The 21,545-nt window shown below is 74.3% G+C and carries 13 protein-coding genes and 1 pseudogene; 6 read left to right on the top strand and 8 right to left on the bottom strand.

All coding sequences use genetic code 11. The features are described 5' to 3' along the window. Positions 1 to 111: 111 nt before the first annotated feature. Positions 112 to 696: a TetR/AcrR family transcriptional regulator gene (locus ACIBAI_RS19150; RefSeq protein WP_399035702.1), complete on the bottom strand. Its 585-nt coding sequence runs from the start codon at positions 694 to 696 to the stop codon at positions 112 to 114. Between the two features lie 300 nt (positions 697 to 996). Here ACIBAI_RS19150 and ACIBAI_RS19145 point away from each other — a divergent pair, with 300 nt between their 5' ends. The 3 genes from ACIBAI_RS19145 (at position 997) to ACIBAI_RS19135 (ending at position 4,621) form a co-directional block, all read left to right on the top strand. Further along, the gene (locus tag ACIBAI_RS19145) at positions 997 to 2,709 is read left to right on the top strand and encodes a PHP domain-containing protein (RefSeq protein ID WP_399035700.1); all 1,713 of its coding nucleotides are present in this window, start codon (positions 997 to 999) and stop codon (positions 2,707 to 2,709) included. After that, positions 2,706 to 3,218, top strand: coding sequence for a hypothetical protein (locus tag ACIBAI_RS19140; RefSeq protein WP_399035699.1), 513 nt, complete (start codon positions 2,706 to 2,708; stop codon positions 3,216 to 3,218). Before ACIBAI_RS19145 ends, ACIBAI_RS19140 begins: the two co-directional genes overlap by 4 nt. A 125-nt stretch (positions 3,219 to 3,343) precedes the next feature. Then, positions 3,344 to 4,621, top strand: coding sequence for an MFS transporter (locus ACIBAI_RS19135; protein ID WP_399035697.1), 1,278 nt, complete (start codon positions 3,344 to 3,346; stop codon positions 4,619 to 4,621). A 127-nt stretch (positions 4,622 to 4,748) separates the two neighbouring features. Here the strand turns inward: ACIBAI_RS19135 and ACIBAI_RS19130 are convergent, their stop codons facing one another. The 3 genes and pseudogenes from ACIBAI_RS19130 to ACIBAI_RS19120 all read right to left on the bottom strand — a co-directional run bounded on the left by ACIBAI_RS19130 (position 4,749) and on the right by ACIBAI_RS19120 (position 9,614). Then, on the bottom strand, positions 4,749 to 7,616 hold the full coding sequence (locus tag ACIBAI_RS19130) for a glycoside hydrolase family 2 TIM barrel-domain containing protein (protein WP_399035695.1): 2,868 nt from the start codon (positions 7,614 to 7,616) through the stop codon (positions 4,749 to 4,751). A gap of 173 nt (positions 7,617 to 7,789) precedes the next feature. Next, positions 7,790 to 8,221 (bottom strand): annotated as a pseudogene (locus tag ACIBAI_RS19125) (winged helix-turn-helix transcriptional regulator); the annotation flags it as partial. Between the two features lie 124 nt (positions 8,222 to 8,345). Then, positions 8,346 to 9,614: a D-arabinono-1,4-lactone oxidase gene (locus ACIBAI_RS19120; protein ID WP_399035694.1), complete on the bottom strand. Its 1,269-nt coding sequence runs from the start codon at positions 9,612 to 9,614 to the stop codon at positions 8,346 to 8,348. A 366-nt stretch (positions 9,615 to 9,980) separates the two neighbouring features. Between ACIBAI_RS19120 and ACIBAI_RS19115 the strand changes: the two genes are divergently transcribed. Continuing rightward, positions 9,981 to 11,300: a radical SAM protein gene (locus ACIBAI_RS19115; protein ID WP_399035691.1), complete on the top strand. Its 1,320-nt coding sequence runs from the start codon at positions 9,981 to 9,983 to the stop codon at positions 11,298 to 11,300. 785 nt (positions 11,301 to 12,085) lie between these two features. Here the strand turns inward: ACIBAI_RS19115 and ACIBAI_RS19110 are convergent. From ACIBAI_RS19110 to ACIBAI_RS19095, 4 genes are all read right to left on the bottom strand, one after another. Next, positions 12,086 to 14,848, bottom strand: a complete 2,763-nt coding sequence (locus tag ACIBAI_RS19110; protein ID WP_399035690.1) for an AAA family ATPase — start codon at positions 14,846 to 14,848, stop codon at positions 12,086 to 12,088. Positions 14,849 to 15,107: 259 nt separating this feature from the next. Then, complete coding sequence (locus ACIBAI_RS19105; RefSeq protein WP_399035688.1) at positions 15,108 to 16,040, bottom strand: alcohol dehydrogenase catalytic domain-containing protein; 933 nt, start codon at positions 16,038 to 16,040, stop codon at positions 15,108 to 15,110. A gap of 96 nt (positions 16,041 to 16,136) precedes the next feature. Beyond that, positions 16,137 to 17,054 (bottom strand): alpha/beta hydrolase, encoded by a 918-nt coding sequence (locus ACIBAI_RS19100; protein ID WP_399035687.1) that lies wholly within the window; start codon positions 17,052 to 17,054, stop codon positions 16,137 to 16,139. A gap of 390 nt (positions 17,055 to 17,444) precedes the next feature. Then, a complete protein-coding gene (locus tag ACIBAI_RS19095; RefSeq protein WP_344600178.1) occupies positions 17,445 to 18,098 on the bottom strand; it encodes a hydrolase in 654 nt (217 codons plus the stop codon). Between the two features lie 599 nt (positions 18,099 to 18,697). On the opposite strand from ACIBAI_RS19095, the gene rsgA reads away from it, so the two are divergent. Continuing rightward, on the top strand, positions 18,698 to 19,798 hold the full coding sequence (gene rsgA / locus ACIBAI_RS19090; RefSeq protein WP_399035685.1) for a ribosome small subunit-dependent GTPase A: 1,101 nt from the start codon (positions 18,698 to 18,700) through the stop codon (positions 19,796 to 19,798). Between the two features lie 63 nt (positions 19,799 to 19,861). After that, positions 19,862 to 21,241 (top strand): DNA-3-methyladenine glycosylase 2 family protein, encoded by a 1,380-nt coding sequence (locus ACIBAI_RS19085; protein ID WP_399035773.1) that lies wholly within the window; start codon positions 19,862 to 19,864, stop codon positions 21,239 to 21,241. The last annotated feature ends 304 nt before the right edge of the window (positions 21,242 to 21,545 follow it).

Here is a 21,545-nt window from a genome sequence, read left to right as displayed (position 1 = left end):
TCCCCCCGGAGCGCCGGCGGCCGGCGCCGCCGCAAACCGCTCCGCGCGCCTTCCCGGGTACCCGCACCGCGCCGGCGTGCCCGCCGGGGAACGCGCCCGGCGCGGTGCGGGTCAGCGGCCGTCCCCGTCCTCGCGGGGCCAGTTCTCCAGCGTGATGTGCAGGGCGTCGACCGCCTTCTCCCAGGACGCCCGGACGTCGCGGGGGGCGCCGAAGCCGCCGGCCGCCTCCAGGGCGCAGTAGCCGTGGAAGGTGGCGCGCAGCAGGCGCACGGCGTCGGTGAGGTCGGGCTCCCGCAGGCCGTAGCCGCGCAGCATGCCGTAGGTGATCTCGGCGGTGCGGCGCAGGGTCGGGGAGCCGGCGACCAGGTCCTGGTCGATGCGGATCTGGGTCGCCGCGTACCGGCCCGGCCGGGTGAGCGCGTACTCGCGGTAGGCGCCGGCGAAGGCGGCCAGCGCGTCCTTCCCGGCCCGCCCGGCGACCGCCGCCGCGATCCGGTCGATCAGCTCGCCGCCCGCGAACAGGGCCAGGTGGGTGCGCAGATCCTGGAGGTTCTTGACGTGCGTGTACAGGCTCGCGTCCTTCACGCCGAAGCGGCGCGCCAGCGCCGACAGCGTGACGTTCTCGAAGCCGACCTCGTCGGCGAGTTCGGCGGCGGCCGCGACCAGGCGGTCGGTGGTGAGGCCGGCACGGGGCATGGCGGGACCTCCGCGAACCTGGGATTCCTAGGAGAGAGCCTAGTGTCCCAAGGATCCGGCGCGTTCGCCGGGACGCGGCCGACGAGCCGTCCGGCGCCGCTCACGGCCGGCACAACTGGTGTGATTTTCAGGGGAAACAGGGAAAGCTGTGACGGATGGGCCGAGCGGCCGTGTCCGGGACGTCTGCCGCTCACCTCCAGGCCGTTCAACATTCATCTTCCATGTTGATCCTCCTCACGCACGCACAGCAGTGCGGCGAGAAGGCAGCCGCGGAAGGCAGCGGCACTCAGGAGGCACATCATGGGACACGGCCACGACCACGGACACGGTCATGGACACGGGCATCACCACGGACACCACGGCCACGAGGGACCGGAGCTGCCCGCGGCCTTCGACACCTCCGTGCCCGACGAGGCCCTGACCCCCGAGCAGCGGTCGCGCCGCTCCCTGCTGCGCCGCGCCGGCCTGCTCGGCGCCGGCCTGGCCGCGGGCGGCGTCCTCGCCCAGACGACGGCCGCCGCCCCCGCCCGCGCCGCCTCCAACGGCCGCCGCGGCAAGGGCTTCCTGTGGCTGGCCGGCGACCACCACATCCACACCCAGTACAGCAGCGACGGCAAGTACCGCGTCGTCGACCAGGTCCGCCAGGGCGCCCGGCACGGCATGGACTGGCTCGTCATCACCGACCACGGCAGCGCCACGCACGCCAAGATCGGTGTGGAGAAGGTCAACCCGGACATCCAGGAAGCCCGCGCCGCCTACGAGGACACCCTCGTCTTCCAGGGCCTGGAGTGGAACATCCCCGCCGCCGAGCACGGCACCGTCTTCGTGCACCCCGGCAAGAACGAGGTCTCCGTCCTCAAGCAGTTCGAGACCGACTACGACGGCAGCGTCAAGGGCGCCTCCGACTCCACGCCCGCCAACGAGGCGCTCGCCGTCGCCGGCCTCGCCTTCCTCCACGACCAGGTCAAGCGGCGCAAGGTCAAGGACGCGCTGATGCTCGCCAACCACCCGGCGCGGCGCGGCGTCGACTCCCCGCACGAGATCCGCGCCTGGCGCGACGCCACGCCCGCGAGCCACCGGATCGCCGTCGGCTTCGAGGGCGCCCCCGGCCACCAGGCCGCCGGCCTGCCCACGCCCCTGGGCATGGGCCGCGCCCGCGGCATCTACGACAACAACCCCAGCGCCAACTCCTTCGCCGGCTACCCGCTGGAGTCCTACCGCACCTGGGGCGGCTTCGACTGGATGACCGCCACCGTCGGCGGCCTGTGGGACAGCCTCCTCGCCGAGGGCAAGCCCTGGTGGATCACCGCCAACTCCGACTCCCACCAGGTCTACGCCGACACCGCCGTGCGCGGCACCGGCGGCGACTTCGCCACCGACGGCCGCTACGCGGACCCGGTCTACGGCGGGCAGATCGACATCACCCAGGGCGACTACTGGCCCGGCCAGTACAGCCGCACCCACGTCGGCGCCGACGGCTTCTCCTACGCCGCCGTCATGGACGGCATCCGCGCCGGCCGCATCTGGGTCGACCACGGGCAGCTCATCAGCGGCCTCGACGTCCGCGTCGCCGGCGGCGGCCGCTGGGCCACGCTCGGCGGCGCCCTGCACGTGAAGAAGGGCGCGCACGTCACGCTCACCGCCGACGTGGCGCTGGCCGGCGGCCCCAACTGGGCGGGCTTCGTGCCGAAGCTGGCCCGCGTGGACGTCATCCAGGGCGACGTGACGGGCGAGGTGAAGGACAAGGACACCTTCACCGCCCCCACCGCCAAGGTCGTCAAGTCCTACGAGGTGGACAAGTCCACCGGCACGGTCCGCCTCACCTACGACCTCGGCCGCGTCGACCGCCCCGTGTACGTCCGGCTGCGCGGCACCGACGGCAACCGCACCGCCGTCGGCGCGATGGGCGCCGCGGTCGACCCGGCGGGCCCGGCCCTGGACGTCGTCGGCGACGCCGACCCGTGGCGCGACCTGTGGTTCTACTCCAACCCGGTGTGGGTCCTGCCCTCGTGACGCCGCACGTCCTCACCGTGGACGCGGGGATCCGGGACCTGCGCGCCGCCGACCACCTGCTGCACACGCTGGCGGTCGGACTCGCCCTGCCCGAGGACGCGTTCGGCTGCACGCACCTGGTGCGCGGCGGGCACCCGCGGGTCGTGGTGTCCCTCGCCCTGCCCTCGGAGCCGCTCCTGCGCATCGCCCGGGAGCGGCTCGGGGCCCAGGGGTACGAGGTGTCGCCCGGCGCGCCGGACGGCTCGGGACGCGCGGTGCTCTACCCGGGAGTCCGCGCGCTCACCGGCACGCTGACGGTCGCGGACCTGCTCGCCCGGTCCGCGATCGACGGCGTCACGGTCCTCGGCGCCCCGGAGCGCCCCGCCCCGGACACCCGGCTGCACACCCGGGACCACGTGCGCCCGCAGTGGCACGACGGCCGTCTCCTGCTGGCCGCGATGCCGGCCGCCGGGGGCACCCTGGTGCCCTTCGAGGTCCCCGAGCCCACGCCGTGCTGCGCCGACCACTGAGGCCGTGACGGCCCGCCCGTACCGCCCCGGCCGCGCCCTGACCCGCGGCCGGGGCGGTACGGTTGCCGGACGGAGGAGCCGACGGGGAGGGTGCGTGTGACGGGGCGGCGGACGGCACCGGACCGATGACGTACGAGGCGCCCGAGGAGCGGGCCGGGCGGCATCCGCCGGACACCGGCCGCACGCGGCCCGGCACCCGTCCGCCGGGCCGGCGGCGCGACTTCGGGATCTTCTGGGCCGCGCAGACCCTCTCCGTCCTCGGCGACTCCTTCGCCCTGATCGCCCTGCCGCTGCTGGTCCTGGACGCCACCGGGTCCGTCGCCCGGATGGGGCTGCTCACCGCGGTCGGCGGGGCGGCCTCGGTGGTGGCGGCGGTGTTCGCCGGGGTCGTGGTGGACCGCGTGGACCCCCGCCGGCTGCTCATCGGCTGCGACCTCGTGCGCATGGTCCTGTACGGCCTGGTCCCGCTGGTGTGGCTGTCCGGCCCGCGGATCCCGCTGCTGTACGCCGTGCTGCCGCTGTGCGAGGCCGTCGGCATGCTGTTCGCCGTCGGCTACGTCACCGTCGTGCGCGGCCTGGTCGGCACCGAGCGGCTCACGGAGGCCAACGGACGGCTGAACGCCACGGCCGCCGCCGCGGGCGTGCTCGGCCCGCTGTGCGCGGGGATTGTCGCCGCCTGGTCCGGCCCGGCCGCCGCGGTCGGCGTGAACGCGGCCAGCTTCGGGGTGTCGGCCGCCTGCCTGGCGCTCGTACGCTTCCGGGCCCGCCCCGCGGACGACCGGGCGGGGGAGCGGGCCGGGCTGTGGCGGGACCTGCGGGCCGGGATCGCCTTCCTGTACGGGCACCCGGTGCTGCGCGCCCTGACCGCCGCGCTGTTCCTCTTCAGCTTCCTCACCCTCGGCCTCAACGACCTGGTCATCTACCGCCTCAAGCACGACCTGGGCCGCGACGACGGCACCGTCGGCACCGTGCTGGCCGTCGGCGCGCTCGGCACCGTCACCGGCGCCCTGCTGGTCGCCCGCGTCCGCCGCCGCCTCGGCTTCGGCCCGACGTGGACCGGCGCCGTCGCGGTGTCCGGGCTCGCCCTCGCCGGACTCGGCGGGGCCCAGGACGTGCCGGCCGTCGCCGCGCTGAGCGCGGCCTTCCTGTCCGCCGTCGCCGTCGCCGGCACCTGCTCCATGTCGCTGCGCCAGGAGGTGACCCCGGAGCCCCTGCTGGGCCGGGTCACCGCCGCATTCTGGACCCTCCAGTACGCGGCCGCCCCGGTCGGCGCGGCCCTGCTCACCTGGGCCGCGGAACGGCACGGCACGGAACCCGCCGCCCTGGCCGCCGGCGCGTGCTGCGTCCTGATCGCCCTGGCCGCGCTGGTCACGCCGATCCGCACCGCCCGGGGCCGGGCCTGACGGACCGCGCCTCACCCGGAGCGCCCTCCCGCACCGGAGGCCGGGCCGCGGCGGCGCCGGGCGCGCGGACGCACACCCGGCGCCGCGCCACGACGCCGCGGACCCCCGTACCGCGCCCCGGGCGGGATCAGCCGGGCGACGGGGCGAACACGAAGGAGAACTCCGCGGGCTCGGCCCGCAGGAAGTACCGCGGCAGCGGGCCGGGGCCGCACGACTGCGACCCGATGCCGTGCTGCCCGTGGTCGAGGTTGACCCACACCGTGTCGCCGGGGACGAGGTCGGTCAGGTGCCGGGCCGCGTCCAGCTGCTCGGTGGTCCAGCGGCGCGCGGTGAACCAGAACTCCGGCTCGCCCTCGACGCGCAGCCCGCCGATCTCCGCCCAGCGGACGTCGGCCCGCGCGCCGTTCTCCTGCGGGCGGACGTACGGCGTCTGCAGCTCCTCCACCGTCGCCTCCCAGCGGCCCAGCAGCGACGCGGCCCTGGTGTCCGGGTACGCCTCGCCCGGGCCCCCGCCGAACCAGCGGACCCGGTCGGCCCGCGGCAGCCCGAACCGGATGCCGAGCCGGGGCAGCGGCACCGTCCAGTCCCCCTCCGGCACGACCGAGACGGCCAGCCGGACCCGGGTGCCGTCCGAGGTCCACCGGTAGGCGGCGGCCAGGCCCAGCTCCCGGCCCGCGGGCGCCACCCGGGTCCGTACCGTCAGCGCGTCGCCGCCGGCCTCGACGGCGTCCAGGCGGTGCCGCATCCGGTGCAGGCCCAGGGTGCGCCACAGCACCCCGTACCGGACGTCCGGCTGCCACGGGGCGCCGTCGTCGTTGTCGGTCGGCGCCCGCCACACGTCCAGGCGCAGCCCGGTGACGTCCACCCCGCCGATGCCGCGCAGGACGCCGGTGCGGGCGTCGAACACGGCCGGGCCGAGCGTGATCCGCCCGCCGTCGGCGGCGGGCCGGACACCGGCCGCGGCGGGCGCGGGAGCGCGCCGGGCGACCGTGCCCTGCCCCCACGCCACCACATGGCCCCGCTCCGCCCAGGGGGTGTCCTCGGCGAGCCGGGCGCGGACCGTCCACTGCACCTCGGCGCCCCGGCCGTCGGGGGCCGGGGGCAGCGCGACCTTTGCCGACTCGCCGGGCGCCAGCGGCTCCACCGTGAGCCGGGCCGTCGCCGTGACCTCGCCGTCCACCTGGTGCAGGCACTCGAACTCCAGGTGGGACAGGTCGGCGAAGTCGTACCGGTTGGTGATCCGCACAGCACCGTCCGCGGCGCCGCCGTCGATGCGGACCGGCTCGATCACCTTGGCGTACTCGACGAGCCCCGGCGAGGGCCGCCGGTCGGGGAAGAGCAGCCCGTCGCAGACGAAGTTGGAGTCGTGCAGCTCCTCCCCGAAGTCGCCGCCGTAGGCGAAGCCGAGCTCCGGATGCGCGATGCCGTGGTCGATCCACTCCCAGACGAACCCGCCCTGGAGCCGGTCGTACGTCTCGTACAGCTCCTGGTAGTCGGCGAGCCCGCCGGGGCCGTTGCCCATGGCGTGCCCGTACTCGCAGTGGACGAAGGGGAGTGCGCGCCGCTTGCGGGGACCGCCGTCCAGGCCCCGGCCGATCCGCTCCACCTCCTCGTGGAAGGCGTACATCCGCGCGTACACGTCCGTGTCGCGGCAGGTGGCGTCGCCCTCGTAGTGCACGAGCCGCGAGGCGTCCCGGCCGCGGATCCACTCGGCCATCGCGGTCAGGCCGCGCCCGGTGCCCGCCTCGTTGCCGAGGGACCAGAAGACCACCGACGGGTGGTTCTTGTCCCGCTCCACCATGCGGGCGGCGCGGTCCAGCAGGGCCGGGGTCCAGCGGTCGTCGTCGACGGGGTTGTCCCGCCAGCCCTGCTCGGTGAAGCCGTGGGTCTCCAGGTCGCACTCGTCGATCACCCACAGCCCGTACTCGTCGCACAGGTCGAGGAAGGCCGGGTGCGGCGGATAGTGCGAGGTGCGGACGGCGTTGACGTTGTGCCGCTTCATCAGCAGCACGTCCTCGCGCATCGTCGCCGGGTCCAGGGCGCGGCCCCGCTCCGGGTGCCACTCGTGCCGGTTGACGCCCCGGAAGAGGACCGGCCTGCCGTTGACCCGGATCAGGCCGTCCGCCAGGACGACCGTGCGGAAGCCGATCCTGAGCGGCACCCGCTCGCCGGGGGTGGCCAGCACGCCGTCGTACAGCGTCGGCTCCTCCGCCGACCACGGCTCGACCGGGACCGTCACGGACTCGCCGGTCGCGACGTCGACGCCCAGCGCGGGCACGGTGACCCGCCCCTCGACGTCGGAGTCGACGCGCAGGGTGCCCCGGCCGGTGGTGTGGTCGTAGGAGGCGTGCACGAAGAAGTCGCCCGCGCAGCCCGCCGGGCGGTGCAGCAGCGTCACGTCCCGGAAGATGCCGGGCAGCCACCACTGGTCCTGGTCCTCCAGGTATGACCCGGCCGACCACTGGTGGACCCGGACCGCGAGCACGTTGCCGGCCGGCTCCAGCAGGTGCCCGACGGCGAACTCGTGCGGCAGCCGGGAGCCCTTGAACTCGCCGAGCTCGGTGCCGTTGAGCCAGACCCGGGCGCAGGACTCCACCCCGTCGAAGCGCAGCACCGCGTCCCCGCCGGCGGGCCAGTCCGCCGGCAGGTCGAAGACGCGCAGGTGGTCACCGGTGGGGTTCTCCGCCGGGACGTGCGGCGGGTCCACCGGGAAGGGGTAGAGGTGGTTGGTGTAGATCGGCGCGCCGTGCCCCTGCAGGACCCAGTGGCCGGGGACGGACACCTCGGCCCAGTGGCCGGCGTCGTACCCGGGCGCGGCGAACGCGTCGTCCTCGGCGTCGGCGGCCGGCGACAGCCGGAACCGCCAGCTGCCGTTCAGGGAGAGGGACTTCGCGTCCGAGGACGCGTACCAGGCGCGCGGGGGCAGCGTTCCGCGGCCGGGCGCGACGTCCTCGACGTAGGCGGCGGCCGGGGCGGGAGAGGCGCGGAAGGACATCGGTCTCCTAGGTCGGCCCTTGATGCCGGTCCGTGCGGTCCCCCGGGCCGGCCGGCGCGGCAGGAAGGGGAGCACGGACACCAGGGGCGGAGTGGGAACGGCCGTGGCCATGAGGATCGGGTGGAAGGTGACGGACCGGTCGGCCGGATGGGGGGAGCGCGCCACCCGGACGGCCCGGGCGCCCGGGCCCCTTCGACGCCGGCCCGCGCGACCACCGAGCCGACGGCCGCGGCGACCCGGCCGGCCACCTGCTCGGGGCGGCTCTCGCCGGGGCGCATGTCCTCGCCGGCGCGGGCCGGCACGTTCAGGGCGAGGTCGAACAGCTCGACCCGGACGTAGGTCTCCGCGACGTCGACGCCGATCAGCGCGCCGCCCGGGGCGTTGACCGCGACCAGGCCCCGGGAGCGGCCGCCGGCCGAGTCCTCGGACCCGGCCTCCGTGATCACGCGGAGGCCGAGCAGCTCGCCGACCAGGGTGGCGACCGTGGCGAGCGAGAGGCCGGTGGCGGCCGCCAGCTCCTGCCGGGACGTGGGCGACGCGGCGATGATCTGGCGCAGCACCTCGTAGCGGTTCGCGGTGCGGATGTCGCGTGAGGTGCGCTTCACCGGACGGCCCCCTCCCTGCCAGGCCGGGCCGGGGCGACCCGAACTCCGGCGCGGCGCAAGGCTAGGGGCCGCGGTGGCTTTCGACAAGGGCTTCGGAAAAGGGCTTCGCGAGGCCCGGGCCGGGTCAGCCGCGGCCGGTCCGGCCGGTCCGGCCGTCCAGGACGTCCCGCACGAACGCGTTGGCGAACTTCCCCCGCGGGTCCAGCTCCCGCGCCAGCGCCCGGAAGTCGCCCAGCCGCGGGTAGCGCTTCCACAGCTCGGCCGCCGGAGCGGTGAAGACCTTCCCCCAGTGGGGCCGCGCCTCGAAGCCGGCCAGCGCCTCCTCGACCCGCCGCACCACCGGCAGCACCGCCGCCGTGTCCTCGACCCAGGTGAAGTGCACCGCCACGGTGTCCCGCCCGTACGCCGGGCTCAGCCACTGCTCGTCGGCGGCGACCGTGCGCACCTCGCAGGTCTGCAGCACGGGCGCCACCGTCGCCCGTATCGCGTCCAGCGCGTGCAGCACGTCGAGGGCGTACGGCCGCGGCATCAGGTACTCCGACTGCAGCTCGGCGCCGCTGCTCGGGGTGAACTCGGCCCGGAAGTGCGGCAGCCGCTCGTGCCACGGCCCGGGCACGCCGAACTGCTCGGTGCAGTTGACGGCGGGCATGCCCGGCACCGGGTGCAGCTTCTCGGTGGCGGGAGCGGCCCACGGGAAGACGGGCAGCGGCTGGTCGGTGCGCCGCTTCAGCCACACCTGCCGGAAGCCCGGCGCACGCCAGTCGGTGAACAGGCTCACGCTGTACGCGGTCGCCGCCACGGTCTCGAAGTCCAGCCCTCGGAGCGGCAGTTCGGTGAACAGGTGCTGCTCGACCTCGAACGCCGGCTCCAGGTCGAGGGTGAGCGCGGTGACCACCCCGAGCGCGCCGAGGGAGGTGACGGCGCCGCCGAAGCGCGGGTCCCCGCGGCCGATGACGACGGTCGAGCCGTCCGCCGTGACGAGTTCCACCTCCCGCACGGCCGACGCGAGCGAGCCGTTGCCGACGCCCGAGCCGTGCGTGCCGGTCGCCACCGAGCCGGCCACGGAGATGTGCGGCAGGGACGCCATGTTGGGCAGCGCCAGCCCGTGCTCGTGCACCCGGCGGGCCAGCTGCGCGTACCGGACGCCGCCGCCGACCCGTACCGTACGGGCCGCCGTGTCGACGTCGATCCGCGGCGGCAGGGCGGCCAGCGACAGCAGGGCCCCGTCGGCGCCCGGATCGGCGATCTCGTTGAAGGAGTGCCCGCTGCCCAGCACCCGCACCCGCGCGCTGTCCGCCACCAGCGCCCGCAGCGCGTCCAGCGAGTGCGGCCGGTGCACTTCCTTGGCCGTGTAGGTGATGTTGCCGGCCCAGTTGGTCACGGTCTCGGTCATCCCGCCCCTTTCCTGCCGCGTCGAGAACCAGGAGGTCACCGCTGGAACCTACCCCGGAGATCGTCCGGCCGGCGCAGCGGTCGCCGCTGCGGCGGGCAGCGGTTCCCGCCGCGGCGGCACCCGCCCCTGCCGCCCGCCTCCTCGCCGCCCCTGCCGCCCGCCCCGCCGCCCGTACCGGGGGAGCGCCTTCTCGCCCGGGCCTGCCCGGGCCCTTCCGCCCCGGCCGCGCCGGTTCGCCGGGGTGGTTTGCGACGGTATGCGGTGAATATCCGTCTCGTTCGCCGGCTGGGGGGACCCGGTACGGCTCACGTACAGGCGGGGGCATACCGTGAGGAGTCGTACGTCCGAACCGGGAGGAGACACGGGATGGGCAGCCGTACCGCGCTGGTCGAGGATCTGATGGAGCGCTTCCCGCACGTGCCGCGGGAAGCCGTCTTCAAGGAGGACCTGCTCCGCGGAGGCGTGGCCTTCGACCCGTCCGCCCTCAGCGACAACGAGAACGGCGAGGTCAAGCCGAAGTCGTACTTCATCTTCTCCTTCGACCACGGCACCCTGCCCGAGCTGGGCGAGGCGGCCCTCAGGCGCCCGCCGGAGGAGATCATCCTCACCGGCGGCCCGTACGACCTGCGCCGGACCGTGGTCTCGGTCCGGGTGAACCCCTCGTCGCCGTACCGCGTCGCCGCGAACGAGGACGGGGTGCTCGGCCTCTACCTCGACGGGCGGCGCATCGCCGACGTCGGCGTCCCGCCGATGCCCGAGTACTACCGGCACACCCTGTCCAACGGGAAGTCGGTGATGGAGGTGGCCCCGACCATCCAGTGGGGCTACCTGATCTACCTGACCGTCTTCCGGGTCTGCCAGTACTTCGGCGCCAAGGAGGAGTGCCAGTACTGCGACATCAACCACAACTGGCGCCAGCACAAGGCGGCCGGACGGCCGTACACGGGGGTGAAGGACGTCGAGGAGGTCCTGGAGGCGCTGGAGATCATCGACCGGTACGACACCCAGAAGGCGTCCACCGCGTACACGCTGACCGGCGGCGCCATCACCAAGACGGTCGCGGGCCGCGACGAGGCCGACTTCTACGGCCACTACGCCAAGGCCATCGAGGAGCGCTTCCCGGGCCGCTGGATCGGCAAGGTCGTCGCCCAGGCGCTGCCCAAGGCCGACGTGCAGCGGTTCAAGGACTACGGCGTGCAGATCTACCACCCCAACTACGAGGTGTGGGACCGCCGCCTGTTCGAGCTGTACTGCCCCGGCAAGGAGCGGTACGTCGGCCGGGACGAATGGCACAAGCGGATCCTGGACTCGGCGGAGGTCTTCGGCCCGCGCAACGTCATCCCCAACTTCGTCGCGGGCGTGGAGATGGCCGAGCCGTTCGGCTTCACCAGCGTCGACGAGGCGATCGCCTCCACCACCGAGGGCCTGCGCTTCTTCATGTCGCACGGCATCACGCCCCGGTTCACCACCTGGTGCCCCGAGCCCACGACGCCCCTCGGCAAGGCCAACCCGCAGGGCGCGCCGCTGGAGTACCACATCCGCCTGCTGGAGGCCTACCGCGCCACCATGGACGACTTCGGCCTGTCCTCCCCGCCCGGCTACGGCCCGCCCGGTGCCGGCCGCGCGGTCTTCTCCGTCAGCTCCTTCATGGACAGCCTCCCGGCGGACGAGCCCGTCGAGGCGTGACCGGAGGTCCGGTGCGCGGGACACGCCGCCGTCCGCGCACCGGCTCCGCGCCGTCCGGACGGCGGCCCCACACCGGCTCCGCGCCGTCCGGCGTCGGCTCCGCCGCCGGCTGCGAGGCCTCCGCCCCCGGGAACGGAGGCATCGCAGCCGGCCGCCCCGCCTTCCGGCGCGGCACGAACTCCCCGGCATACGGCTTCACACCGGACGGACGCGACCGCGCTCGCCGAAACCCGGCTGCTCGCCGGCCGCGTCGAATTCTTCGCCCCCCGCGAACCCGACCGAGCGCAGCAGCCCCTCCCGCGTGCCCTCCGGCCCGCAAGCGCTCGACGCCCCGCTGCTGGGAGCGGCCGCCCCGGCGCGCACCGCGTTCGTTCCTGGCTGGGACGGGCGTCGGGACGAGGCGGCTGAACGCATGGTCGCCGCCCGCGGCTAGGTCGTGTCCCCCGACTCCTGCGTGAGCACTGGGAACAGAGGGCTTCGTCGAAGCTCGTAGAATCATGGCGTGGCATTCATGAGCACCCCGCACTGCTGCTTCCTCTGATCGGAGGACTTTGCGGGCGATGCCGGACGGCGTCGCCCTCCTCGGTGTGCCTGTGGCGTGAAACCACGCTCCCGTCGCTGCCCGTTCCTTCCCGAGGCAGTGACGCTCTGAGCGCGCAAGCAGGCACGAACCCTTTCCTCCACCCTTGTATTTTCGATCACGCGTCGGACACCCGGCCACGTGAAAGACCGAGGCTGGGCCCGCCACCCGGAGCCCCCCGTCCGGCAGCGGCGGCACCGGCAGCTCACGCGGTCTGCGTCACCACCAGGGGAAGGCCGCGCAGTTGACGGCGCGAGGTGATGTCGAGCTTTTTGAAGATATTGCGCAGATGGGTGTCGACCGTGCGTGGGCTCAGGAACAACTGCGTGGCCACCTCCTTGGAGGTAGCGCCCGTGGCGACGAGCCGCGCGATCTGGAACTCCTGCGGCGTGAGCCGGTGCTGTGCCTCAGCCCTCGGCTTCCGCACCTGCCCGCCACCGGCCGCCAGTTCACGGGCGGCGCGTGCGGCGAACGCTTCCGCTCCGATCGACGAGAGCTGCTCGTACGCGGCACGCAGTTGGGTGCGGGCCTCGGAGAGGCGTCCCTCACGCCGCAGCCACTCACCGTGCAGGAGCCGGGCGCGCGCGAGATGGACGGTGCCTTCGCTGCGACCGAGCTGAACGATCGCCTCCTGGTAGAGCTCGTCGGCCGCCGGGCCGTCCGTGAGGAGCGCCCGGGACCTCAGCTCGGCCCCCGTCGCCCAGGGGGTGCGGCTGGCCCTGGCGCGTTCGGAGAGGCGCTTCATCACCGGGAGGGCGAGATCCCGCCGTCCGGCTCGCGCCGCCGCCTCCACGAATTCCACCGGGATCCAGGAGTGGAAGCCCGGTTCGTCGAGATCGCACGCGGGGCGGGCCGCCTGCAGAGCCTCCTCGTACCGGCCGAGACCGTTGTGCAGCACGGCGCGGGCGTACTCGGTGACATTGGCGAGTCTGCCTTCTCCTCGCTCGTGGGCGGCGCGCATCGCGACGTCGGCCAGTGCGGCCGTCGCGGCCTCGTCCCCCCGCCATGCGGCGAGGGAGACATCGACGTACACCACGGGCGGGGCGCCGGCGTCGACCGCGATCGAGTGGGTCTCGTCGACGAGTGCCGCCGCGTCGCCGAACTCCCCTGCGTGGATGTGAGCGAGGGCGCGGAAACTCAGGAGTACAGGAAGAGACGCCAGGGCGCCGTGCTGCCGGCACAGGGAGATCTGGCGGTCGGCCAGAGCTCTCCAGGCGGCGTCGTCCCACAGGTCCATCGCGGCGTTGCAGGCCATCCACACCTCGCCGAGGCCGTACTCGCTGCCGTCGTCGGCACGACGGTGGAGGTCGACGGCGCGGCGCAGCTGCGGGACGGCCGCGGTGTACCCCTCCCTCACCTGAGCGGCCAGCCCTTTGAGAAGTATGTCCAGCGGGCGCGGGGGGTCTTCGACGGGCGACATGGCATGTGCCGCGTCCGCCACCTCGAGCAGGCGCGGCCCCTTGGCGAACCGGCCGACGAACACGGCCGCCGCAAAGGCGTCGAGCAGCAGCTCCCGGGCACCGGCGGCATCGCAGCGCGTGGTCAGCTTCGCGGCCCGCAGGAGTCCGACCACCGCTTCGTCGTCGCGCTTCCTGTCGAAGGAGACCCGGGCGCGCAGGGCGGCCGCCTCCGCCCGTCGGGGCTCGTCGTCCGGTCCCAGGTTCGTCTCCGACATCGCCACCAGCGTCAGAGCCGCTTCCGCAGCGCCTGTGTCGCGCTTGGCCCGGGCCGCGGCCAGCGCGCGTACGGCACGGCGGCCGGGATCCGGGGTGAGGGTCGCCGCTCGTTCGAGAAAAGCGGCGGCCGCCGCGATGCCACCGCGTGCCCGTGCGCGTCCGGCGGAGTGTTCGAGTGCTGCGGCGACGCCCTCGTCGGGGCCGGCGGCCGCCATGGAACGGTGCCAGGCCCTCCGGTCGGGTTGGGCGTCGGCGTCCGTCACCTCGGCGAGCGCCCGGTGCGCCGCGCGGCGGTCTTCCGGGGAGGCGGCGCGGTAGACGGCGGAACGCACCAGCGGGTGCCGGAACCGGACCCAGGCGCTGACGGTCAGCAGCCCGGCGTCCTCGGCCGGTGTCACGGCCGCCGGATCGACGCCGAGAAGTTCCGCCGCCCGCCGCAGGAGTGATGGCTCCCCGATCGGCTCCGCCGCCGCCGTCAGCAGCAGGAGCCGGGTGTCCGCGGGCAGTCCTTCCCAGCGGCTGCGGAAGCTGGCCTCGACACTTCCCGGTGCGGGCACCGCCTCGGGAACGGCGAAGCCACCCGCCAGTTCGGCCGTCCGCGGCAGCTCCAGCAGGGCGAGTGGGTTGCCCCGCGCCTCGGCGATGATCCGTTCACGTACCTGACGGTCCATCGGCGCCCGGAACTGGGAGGCGAGCAGTCCGCGGGCATCGGCGTCGGCCAGACCTTCGAGGCGCAGCTCGGGAAGGTCCGTCAGTTCCGCACCGCCCGAGGGCGCCCGCACCGCGAAGACGACCGCCACCGGCTCGTCGTGAAGCCTCCGTGCGACGAAGGAGAGGGCCTGCGCCGAGGCCCGGTCGAGCCACTGGGCGTCGTCGACCAGGCAGAGCAGGGGCTGTTTGCCCGCCGCCTCCGACAAGAGGTTGAGTACTGCCAGGCCGAGGTGAAAACGGTCGGGCGTACCGCTGCTCAGCCCGAAAGCCGCCTCCAGCGCGCCGCGTTGCGGGCCCGGCAGGCGCTGCAGAACACTCAGCATCGACCCGCAGAGTTGGTGCAGCGCCGCGAACGCGAGCTCGCTCTCGAACTCGGCTCCGGACACTCTCAAGGTGCGTACCCCGGGCGCCGTCCTCATGTACTCCAGCAGGGCGGTCTTGCCGATACCCGCTTCCCCGCGGATGACGAGGGCGCCACCCCGTCCTGCCTGTGTCCGGTGGAGGAACTGATCGAGCACGTCCGACTCGTGACGGCGGCCGAGGAGCACTGGACGCCGGGGAACGAAGCGGTTTGCCGGCATAGGGCCTCCGCCGCCGTGACACCTCGGTGGGCGGCGCCGGGAGCGGGGGCGTCGAACCTGCCCGGGACGACCGTCGAAGCCACGCGGCACAGTCTCTGAGCAGCGGTTGTACCCCCTGGCCGGGAGCGTATGGCATGGCCGTTCGGCGCGTCAACGAAACGCCGGACGGAGATCCGGTTACGAGCGGCACGCCGGTGACGGTCGCTGTTCCGGGGCAGACCGGACGCCGCCGGGCACAGCTTGCTCGCGGCGTGCCGGCTCAGAACGTGATGGTCACCTTTCCGCGGATGTGCTGGTGGGCGAAGTCGACGAGCGCGCGCCGCGCTTCGGCGAACGCGTACTCGGCTCCGATCGCAATGCGCAGTCCGCCCGTGGCCGCCTGCGCGGCAAGGGCCGCAAGCCGCCCGTCCGGGGTGGTGGTTCCTCCGTACACGGCGGTGACGCCGCGCTCGAAGGACGCCGGTCCGCCCAGGGGCGAGACGAGGCGGCCGCCGCCGCGGGCCGCGCCGGCGGTCAGCGCCAGGGCGGGGCCGGTGTTCGCGAGGTCGAACACGACGTCGACTCCGCCCGGTACGAGCCGGAGAGCCTCCTCGGTGATGTCCACGTGCTGGTAGTCGATGGTGTGCAGCGCTCCCAGACCGTCCAGGAACTCCTGGTCGCCGGTGCGGCCGGTCGCGAGCACGACGAGGCCCGCCTGGCCGGCGAGCTGCACGAGGTAGGAGCCCACGCCACCACCTGCGCCCACCACGAGCACGGTGTCGCCCGGGCTCGTTCCCGAGATGTCGAGCAGCGCCGCTGCGGTCAGTGCAGCGGTCGGGAGCGCGGCTCCCTGCGCCGCGGTCAGTCCGGCGGGCCGTACGGCGGCCGCGGCGCTGGCCTTCACCAGTACGTACTCGGCCAGTGCTCCCGAGGGGACGCCGTTCCAGGCCACGATCGCCTCGCCGACGGTGAAGCGGGTGACGTCGGCGCCGACGGCCTCGATCACCCCGCTGACGTCGACACCGGGCACGAACGGGTGCCGCACCGGCAGCACGTGCCGCATCGTTCCGGTGATCAGGGCCTTGTCGATGGCGTTGAGGGCGGTCGCCTCCGTCCGGACGAGCACATGGTCCGGCCCGGGTACGGGTCTGGGCAGGTCGATGAACTCCAGTTCCTCCAGCGGTCCGTAGGCGGTGGCGGCAAGGGCTCGCATGATGAGTCTCCTCCGTGGTGCGGGTTCAGCGGACGAGGTGGCCGTGCGGGGGCCGGCGGCGTGGGACGACAGCGGGCGTGGGGGCCTGGCCGGCCGTTACAGGTGCAGGGTCCGGCGAAGCCAGCGCACCCGCGCCGCCCTCGCGTCCCTGGACAGGGTCGCGTCGGGCACGAGGGCGTCGAATCCGTGGAAACCACCGGGCCAGACGTGCATCTCGGCCTCTCCACCGGCCTGCCAGACGCGCGTCGCATAGGCGACGACCTCGTCCCGGAACGTTTCGGCGGAGCCCACGTCGACAAGGAGCGGAGGCAGCCCGGACAGGTCCGCCGCACGCGCCGGTGCGGCATAGGGGGAGACGTCGGGCCCGCCTCGCAGGTCTCCCAGCAGCGCGCTCCAACCGGTGTTGTTCGACGTCCGGTCCCACACTCCGAGCCCGGCCATCTGATGGCCGGAGACCGTGGTGTCGCGGTCGTCCAGCATGGGGCAGACGAGTATCTGCCCCGCCGGCGCCGGTTCGCCCCGGTCCCGCATGAGCAGCGTGAGCGCGGCGGTGAGGCCGCCACCCGCGCTGGCTCCCGCGACGACGATGCGGCCGGGGTCGATGCCGAGTTCGCCGGTGTGGGCCGCGGTCCACCGCAGGCCCGCGTGGATGTCCTCCAGAGCGGCGGGGTACGGATGCTCGGGGGCCAGCCGGTACCCGACCGAGACGAGTACGAGGTGCAGTTCCTGCACCCAGTCCAGCATCTCCGCGAGGAGACTTCGGTTGTCTCCGAAGACCATCCCGCCGCCGTGGGTGAAATAGACCGCGGGCAGGGGTCCCGAGACTTCGGCCGGGCGGCAGACCAGCAAGGGGACCGCCGGCGCGCCGGCCGGGCCCGGTACCCGGAACTCCTCGACCACGAGGGACCCGCCCCGGCGCAGTTCCTCGTCGGAGGGGCGCGTGGCGCGCATGGTCCGGCGTATGCCCGGGATCATGCCGGGCAGGACGGCCGTCGGGATGAGTTCGGACAACATGCCGAGCACATCGGCTAGTTCGGGATCGAAGGGGGGCGGTGGTCCGATGCGGCCGGTGGTGGTAATGGTCACTCCTGTTGTACGGGGTGGACGCTGGGAACAGGACCCGGCTTCCCGGCGGGGCCGGATCGGGGCAGGAAAGGACGCGCGGACCGCGGTGGCCGCGCCGTTCCGCCCGGTGCAGTACGCAAGGCGTTGCGGCAACGGCGACCGCCGGGCGGAACGGAGTGTCCGATCGCCGTCGGGACCGTCCGCCCACGCGGACGGGTCGGTCCTGCCCTCCGGCCCGTTCCGATCAGCCGCGGGGCGAGGACCGGAACCCGGGCCTTCGGGCCGCGGCCGGGCTGAAAAGTGCCGGGGTCCGGCCGGGGTCCGAAGACACGAGGGACGTCATCCCTTGTCGAGCCCGAGAAGCTGCAGTTCCCAGGCGAGGCTCGTACCGAAGCTGCCGCCGTGCTGCAGCATGATGTCGGTGATGCCGGGAACCGTCTCCTCCCGGGCCCAGTCCCGCTGCCACTCCGAAATGACGGTGCCGGCGCAGGTGGGGATGACACCGGCCTGGATCATGCGCTGGACGCCGCGCTCGTGGGCCTCGGTGGTGGTGGCACCCGAGGCGTCCGTCACCGCGAAGACCCGGTAGCCGTCGGCGAGGGCGTGAACGGCAGGCCAGGCCAGGCAGATGTCCGTCCACAGGCCCGCTATGACGAGGTCCCTGCGCCCGGTCGCGGCCACGGCGTCCACGACGCGCTGGTCCTCCCAGGTGTTGATCGCGGTGCGGTCGATCGGGGTCTGCTCGGGGAAGACTTCCTGCAGCTGGCGGATGATCCGACCGCCCCGGTCCTCCACCACGGTGGTCAGGACGGTCGGGACGTCGAACAGCTTGGCGCCCTTCGCCAGGGCCGTCACGTTGTTGACCACCAGGTTGGTGTCCGTGCTGCCCATTCCCGCGAACTGGGCACCCTGGTGGTCGATCAGCAGCAGAACCGAGTTCTCGGGGGTGAGCAGAGCGTCGAGGCCGGTGTAGGTGATGCCGTGGTCCGTCATGGGAAACTCCGGTGTCCGTGTCGGTCGCGGCGCCCACTGGCCGCCGTCGACTCGAAGTTCCCACGTGGCCACAGGCCCGCGCATCAGCGATCCCTACGTAAGCCGGGTACCTACTGAGGACTTCGGGTTGCCCGGTCGGTCTCGTTCAGCGGCGTCCGGCGGTGAGCCGGCCGCCGAAGGCGCTGCCGAAGACTTGGAGTGCGGTCTTCCAGCGCATGGTCCGGCGTTTGCGTCCGGTGCCGGTCGGGCCCGGGCCGTGATCCTGGCGACGGTGCAGGCGGACTGCGTCGGGCGTAGGCCTTGTGCCGGTGGGACAGCTCGCTCCGCCGAGCTGCGATCCACGAGCGGAAGGGGGCCGGAAAACCCGATGGCGCGCGATCGTCGGCGGCTCTAGGCTGTGCCGTGTTGGCGAAGCGCTCCGTGAGTGCTGTTCGTTCGAGTCGGGATTTCCGGGAGGTGTGACCGATGGCTGTCTCTGCGGTGGGCCCTGCCCGCATCCAGTCGCTCGTTCCGTTCACCTCCGTGGCCTCCGGCTGACGCCTTCCTCCTTCCGCGCCTGCGATGCGTGGCGCCGGGGGCTGCCCTTCGAAGGGTTTCCCTTGAATCTCTCTTCTCCTTCGGCTCCGTCGCACCCGCTTGCCCGCTTCGGCTGGGACGAGGGGTGGGAGGCCGAGTTCTCTCCGTACGCCGCGCAGGGTCTGGTGCCGGGCCGGGTGGTCCGGGTCGACCGCGGGCAGTGCGACGTGGTCACCGCCGACGGGACCGTGCGCGCCGACACCGCGTTCGTCACCCCGCACGACCCCGTGCGGGTCGTGTGCACCGGCGACTGGGTCGCCGTCGAACCGGACGGGAACCCGCGCTACGTCCGCGCGTATCTGCCGCGCCGCACCGCCTTCGTGCGCTCCACCTCCTCCAAGCGGTCCGAGGGGCAGATCCTCGCCGCCAACGTCGACCACGCGATCATCGCCGTGTCCCTGGCCGTCGAACTCGACCTCGCCCGCGTCGAACGGTTCCTCGCCCTCGCCTGGGAGTCCGGGGCGCAGCCGGCGGTGGTGCTCACCAAGGCCGACCTCGTGCCGGACGCGGCCACGCTGGCGTACCTCGTGCAGGACGTGGAGACGGCCGCGCCGGGCGTGCCGGTGCTCGCCGTCAGCGCCGTGGACGGCGAGGGGCTCGACGTCCTCGCCGCCGTCGTCGCCGGCGGCACGGCGGTGCTGCTCGGGCAGTCCGGCGCGGGCAAGTCCACCCTCGCCAACGCGCTGCTCGGCGAGGAGGTGATGGACGTCCGGGCCACCCGGGACGTCGACGGCAAGGGCCGCCACACCACGACCACCCGCAACCTGCTCCCGCTGCCCGGCGGGGGAGTCCTCATCGACACCCCCGGACTGCGGGGCGTCGGACTGTGGGACGCCGGCAGCGGGGTCGGGCAGGTGTTCTCCGAGATCGAAGAACTGGCCGGGCGGTGCCGCTTCCACGACTGCGCGCACGAGAGCGAGCCGGGGTGCGCGGTGCGGGCCGCCATCGACGCCGGCGAACTGCCGGAGCGCCGGCTGGACAGCTACCGCAAGCTGATGCGGGAGAACCAGCGGATCGTCGCCAAGACCGACGCCAGGCTCCGGGCCGAGATCCGCAAGGAGTGGAAGCGGCGCGGCGCCGAGGGCAGGGCGGCGATGGAGGCCAAGCGGGGCCGCCGGCGGTAGGGGCAGCGTCATGTCCGGTTTCCGCCGGACCGGGCCGAGGGTCCGGCGGAGACTGGAGGCGTGATGGACGAGGACACCAGGTACGAGGCCGTGCGCAGCCGGGACGCCCGGTTCGACGGCGTGTTCTTCTTCGCCGTCGAGACGACCGGCATCTACTGCCGGCCCAGCTGCCCGGCGGTCACGCCGAAGCGGCGCAACGTGCGGTTCTTCGCGACGGCCGCCGCCGCGCAGGGCTCGGGGTTCCGGGCCTGCCGGCGGTGCCGTCCGGACGCCGTGCCGGGGTCCGCGGAGTGGAACGCCCGCGCCGACGTCGTGGGCCGGGCCATGCGGCTGATCGGCGACGGCGTCGTCGACCGGGAAGGCGTCCCGGGGCTCGCCGCGCGGCTCGGCTACAGCGCCCGGCAGGTGCAGCGGCTGCTCACCGCCGAACTCGGCGCCGGCCCGGTGGCCCTCGCCCGCGCCCAGCGCGCCCACACCGCGCGCGTGCTGCTGCAGACCACCGGCCTGCCGGTCACCGAGATCGCCTTCGCCTCCGGGTTCGCCAGCGTGCGGCAGTTCAACGACACCGTCCGCGCCGTGTACGCGACGACCCCGAGCGGGCTGCGCGCCGCCGCCCCGGGAAACCGCCGTACGACGGACCCCGCCACCGCCGGCCTTCCGCTGCGGCTCGCCCACCGCGGCCCCTATCAGGCCGGACCCGTCTTCGACCTGCTGCAACGGGAGGCCGTCGCGGGCATCGAGGAGGTCCTCGGCGTGCCGGGCCGGCGCACCTACCGGCGCACCCTGCGCCTGCCGTACGGCACCGGCATCGCCGCCGTCGACGAGCGGCCGGGCCGTGCGCGGCCGGGCACGGGCGGCTGGCTGGAGGCCCGGCTGCACCTCACCGACCTCCGCGACCTGACCACCGCGGTCCAGCGGCTGCGCCGCCTGTTCGACCTCGACGCCGACCCGTACGCCGTCGACGAGCGGCTCGGCGCCGACCCGCGGCTCGCCCCGCTGGTCGCCGCCCGGCCCGGCCTGCGCTCCCCGGGCGCCGCCGACCCGGAGGAACTGGCCGTGCGGGCCCTGGTGGGGCCCGCGGAGGCCGGGCGGCTGGTCCGGCGCTACGGCAAGGTGCTGGACGCGCCCTGCGGCGGCCTCACCCACGTCTTCCCCGAACCGGCCGTCCTCGCCGAGGCCGAGCCCGGCGGCACCCTGGGCGCGCTCGCCGCCGCCCTCGCCGACGGCGTCGTACGCCTGGACGCGGGCGCCGACCGGGACGACGCGCAGCGGGCGCTGCTCGCCCTGCCCGGGCTGCGCCCCCGCACGGCCGCCGTCGTCCGTACCCGCGCGCTCGGCGACCCCGACGTGGCGCCGCCCGGCACCGACGTCCCCGACACCTGGCGCCCCTGGCGCTCGTACGCCCTGCGGCACCTGTGCGCCGCGGGGCAGCCGGAGCCGTGACGGCCGGGCCGCCCGCCGGACCACCGTCGCCGCCCGCCGGCGCCGGGCCGCCCGGCAGCGGTGCCGGGCAGCCCGTCCGCCCCGCCCGCGGTCGGGGCGACGCACACAAGCGGAAGGTTCCCTACGGGTAGTGCGGATGATCTTCCGCTGGATAGGGTGAGCCGCCGGACCGCACCACCGCACGTATGTCGCCCCCGGGCTCCGCGCTCGACCGCGTGGCCCCCACCCCGTACGAAGACGTCCCCGTGGCGGGGCGGCGCGCCGCAGGACGAAGGCCCGGCTCCCGGCCGCGGGGCGACCCGTG

The sequence above is a fragment of the Streptomyces sp. NPDC051041 genome (assembly GCF_044456065.1).
In the GTDB taxonomy this organism is placed as follows: domain Bacteria; phylum Actinomycetota; class Actinomycetes; order Streptomycetales; family Streptomycetaceae; genus Streptomyces; species Streptomyces glaucus.
The sequence above is the reverse complement of the archived record's forward strand: the minus strand, read 5'-3'. Positions and strand labels throughout refer to the sequence as shown.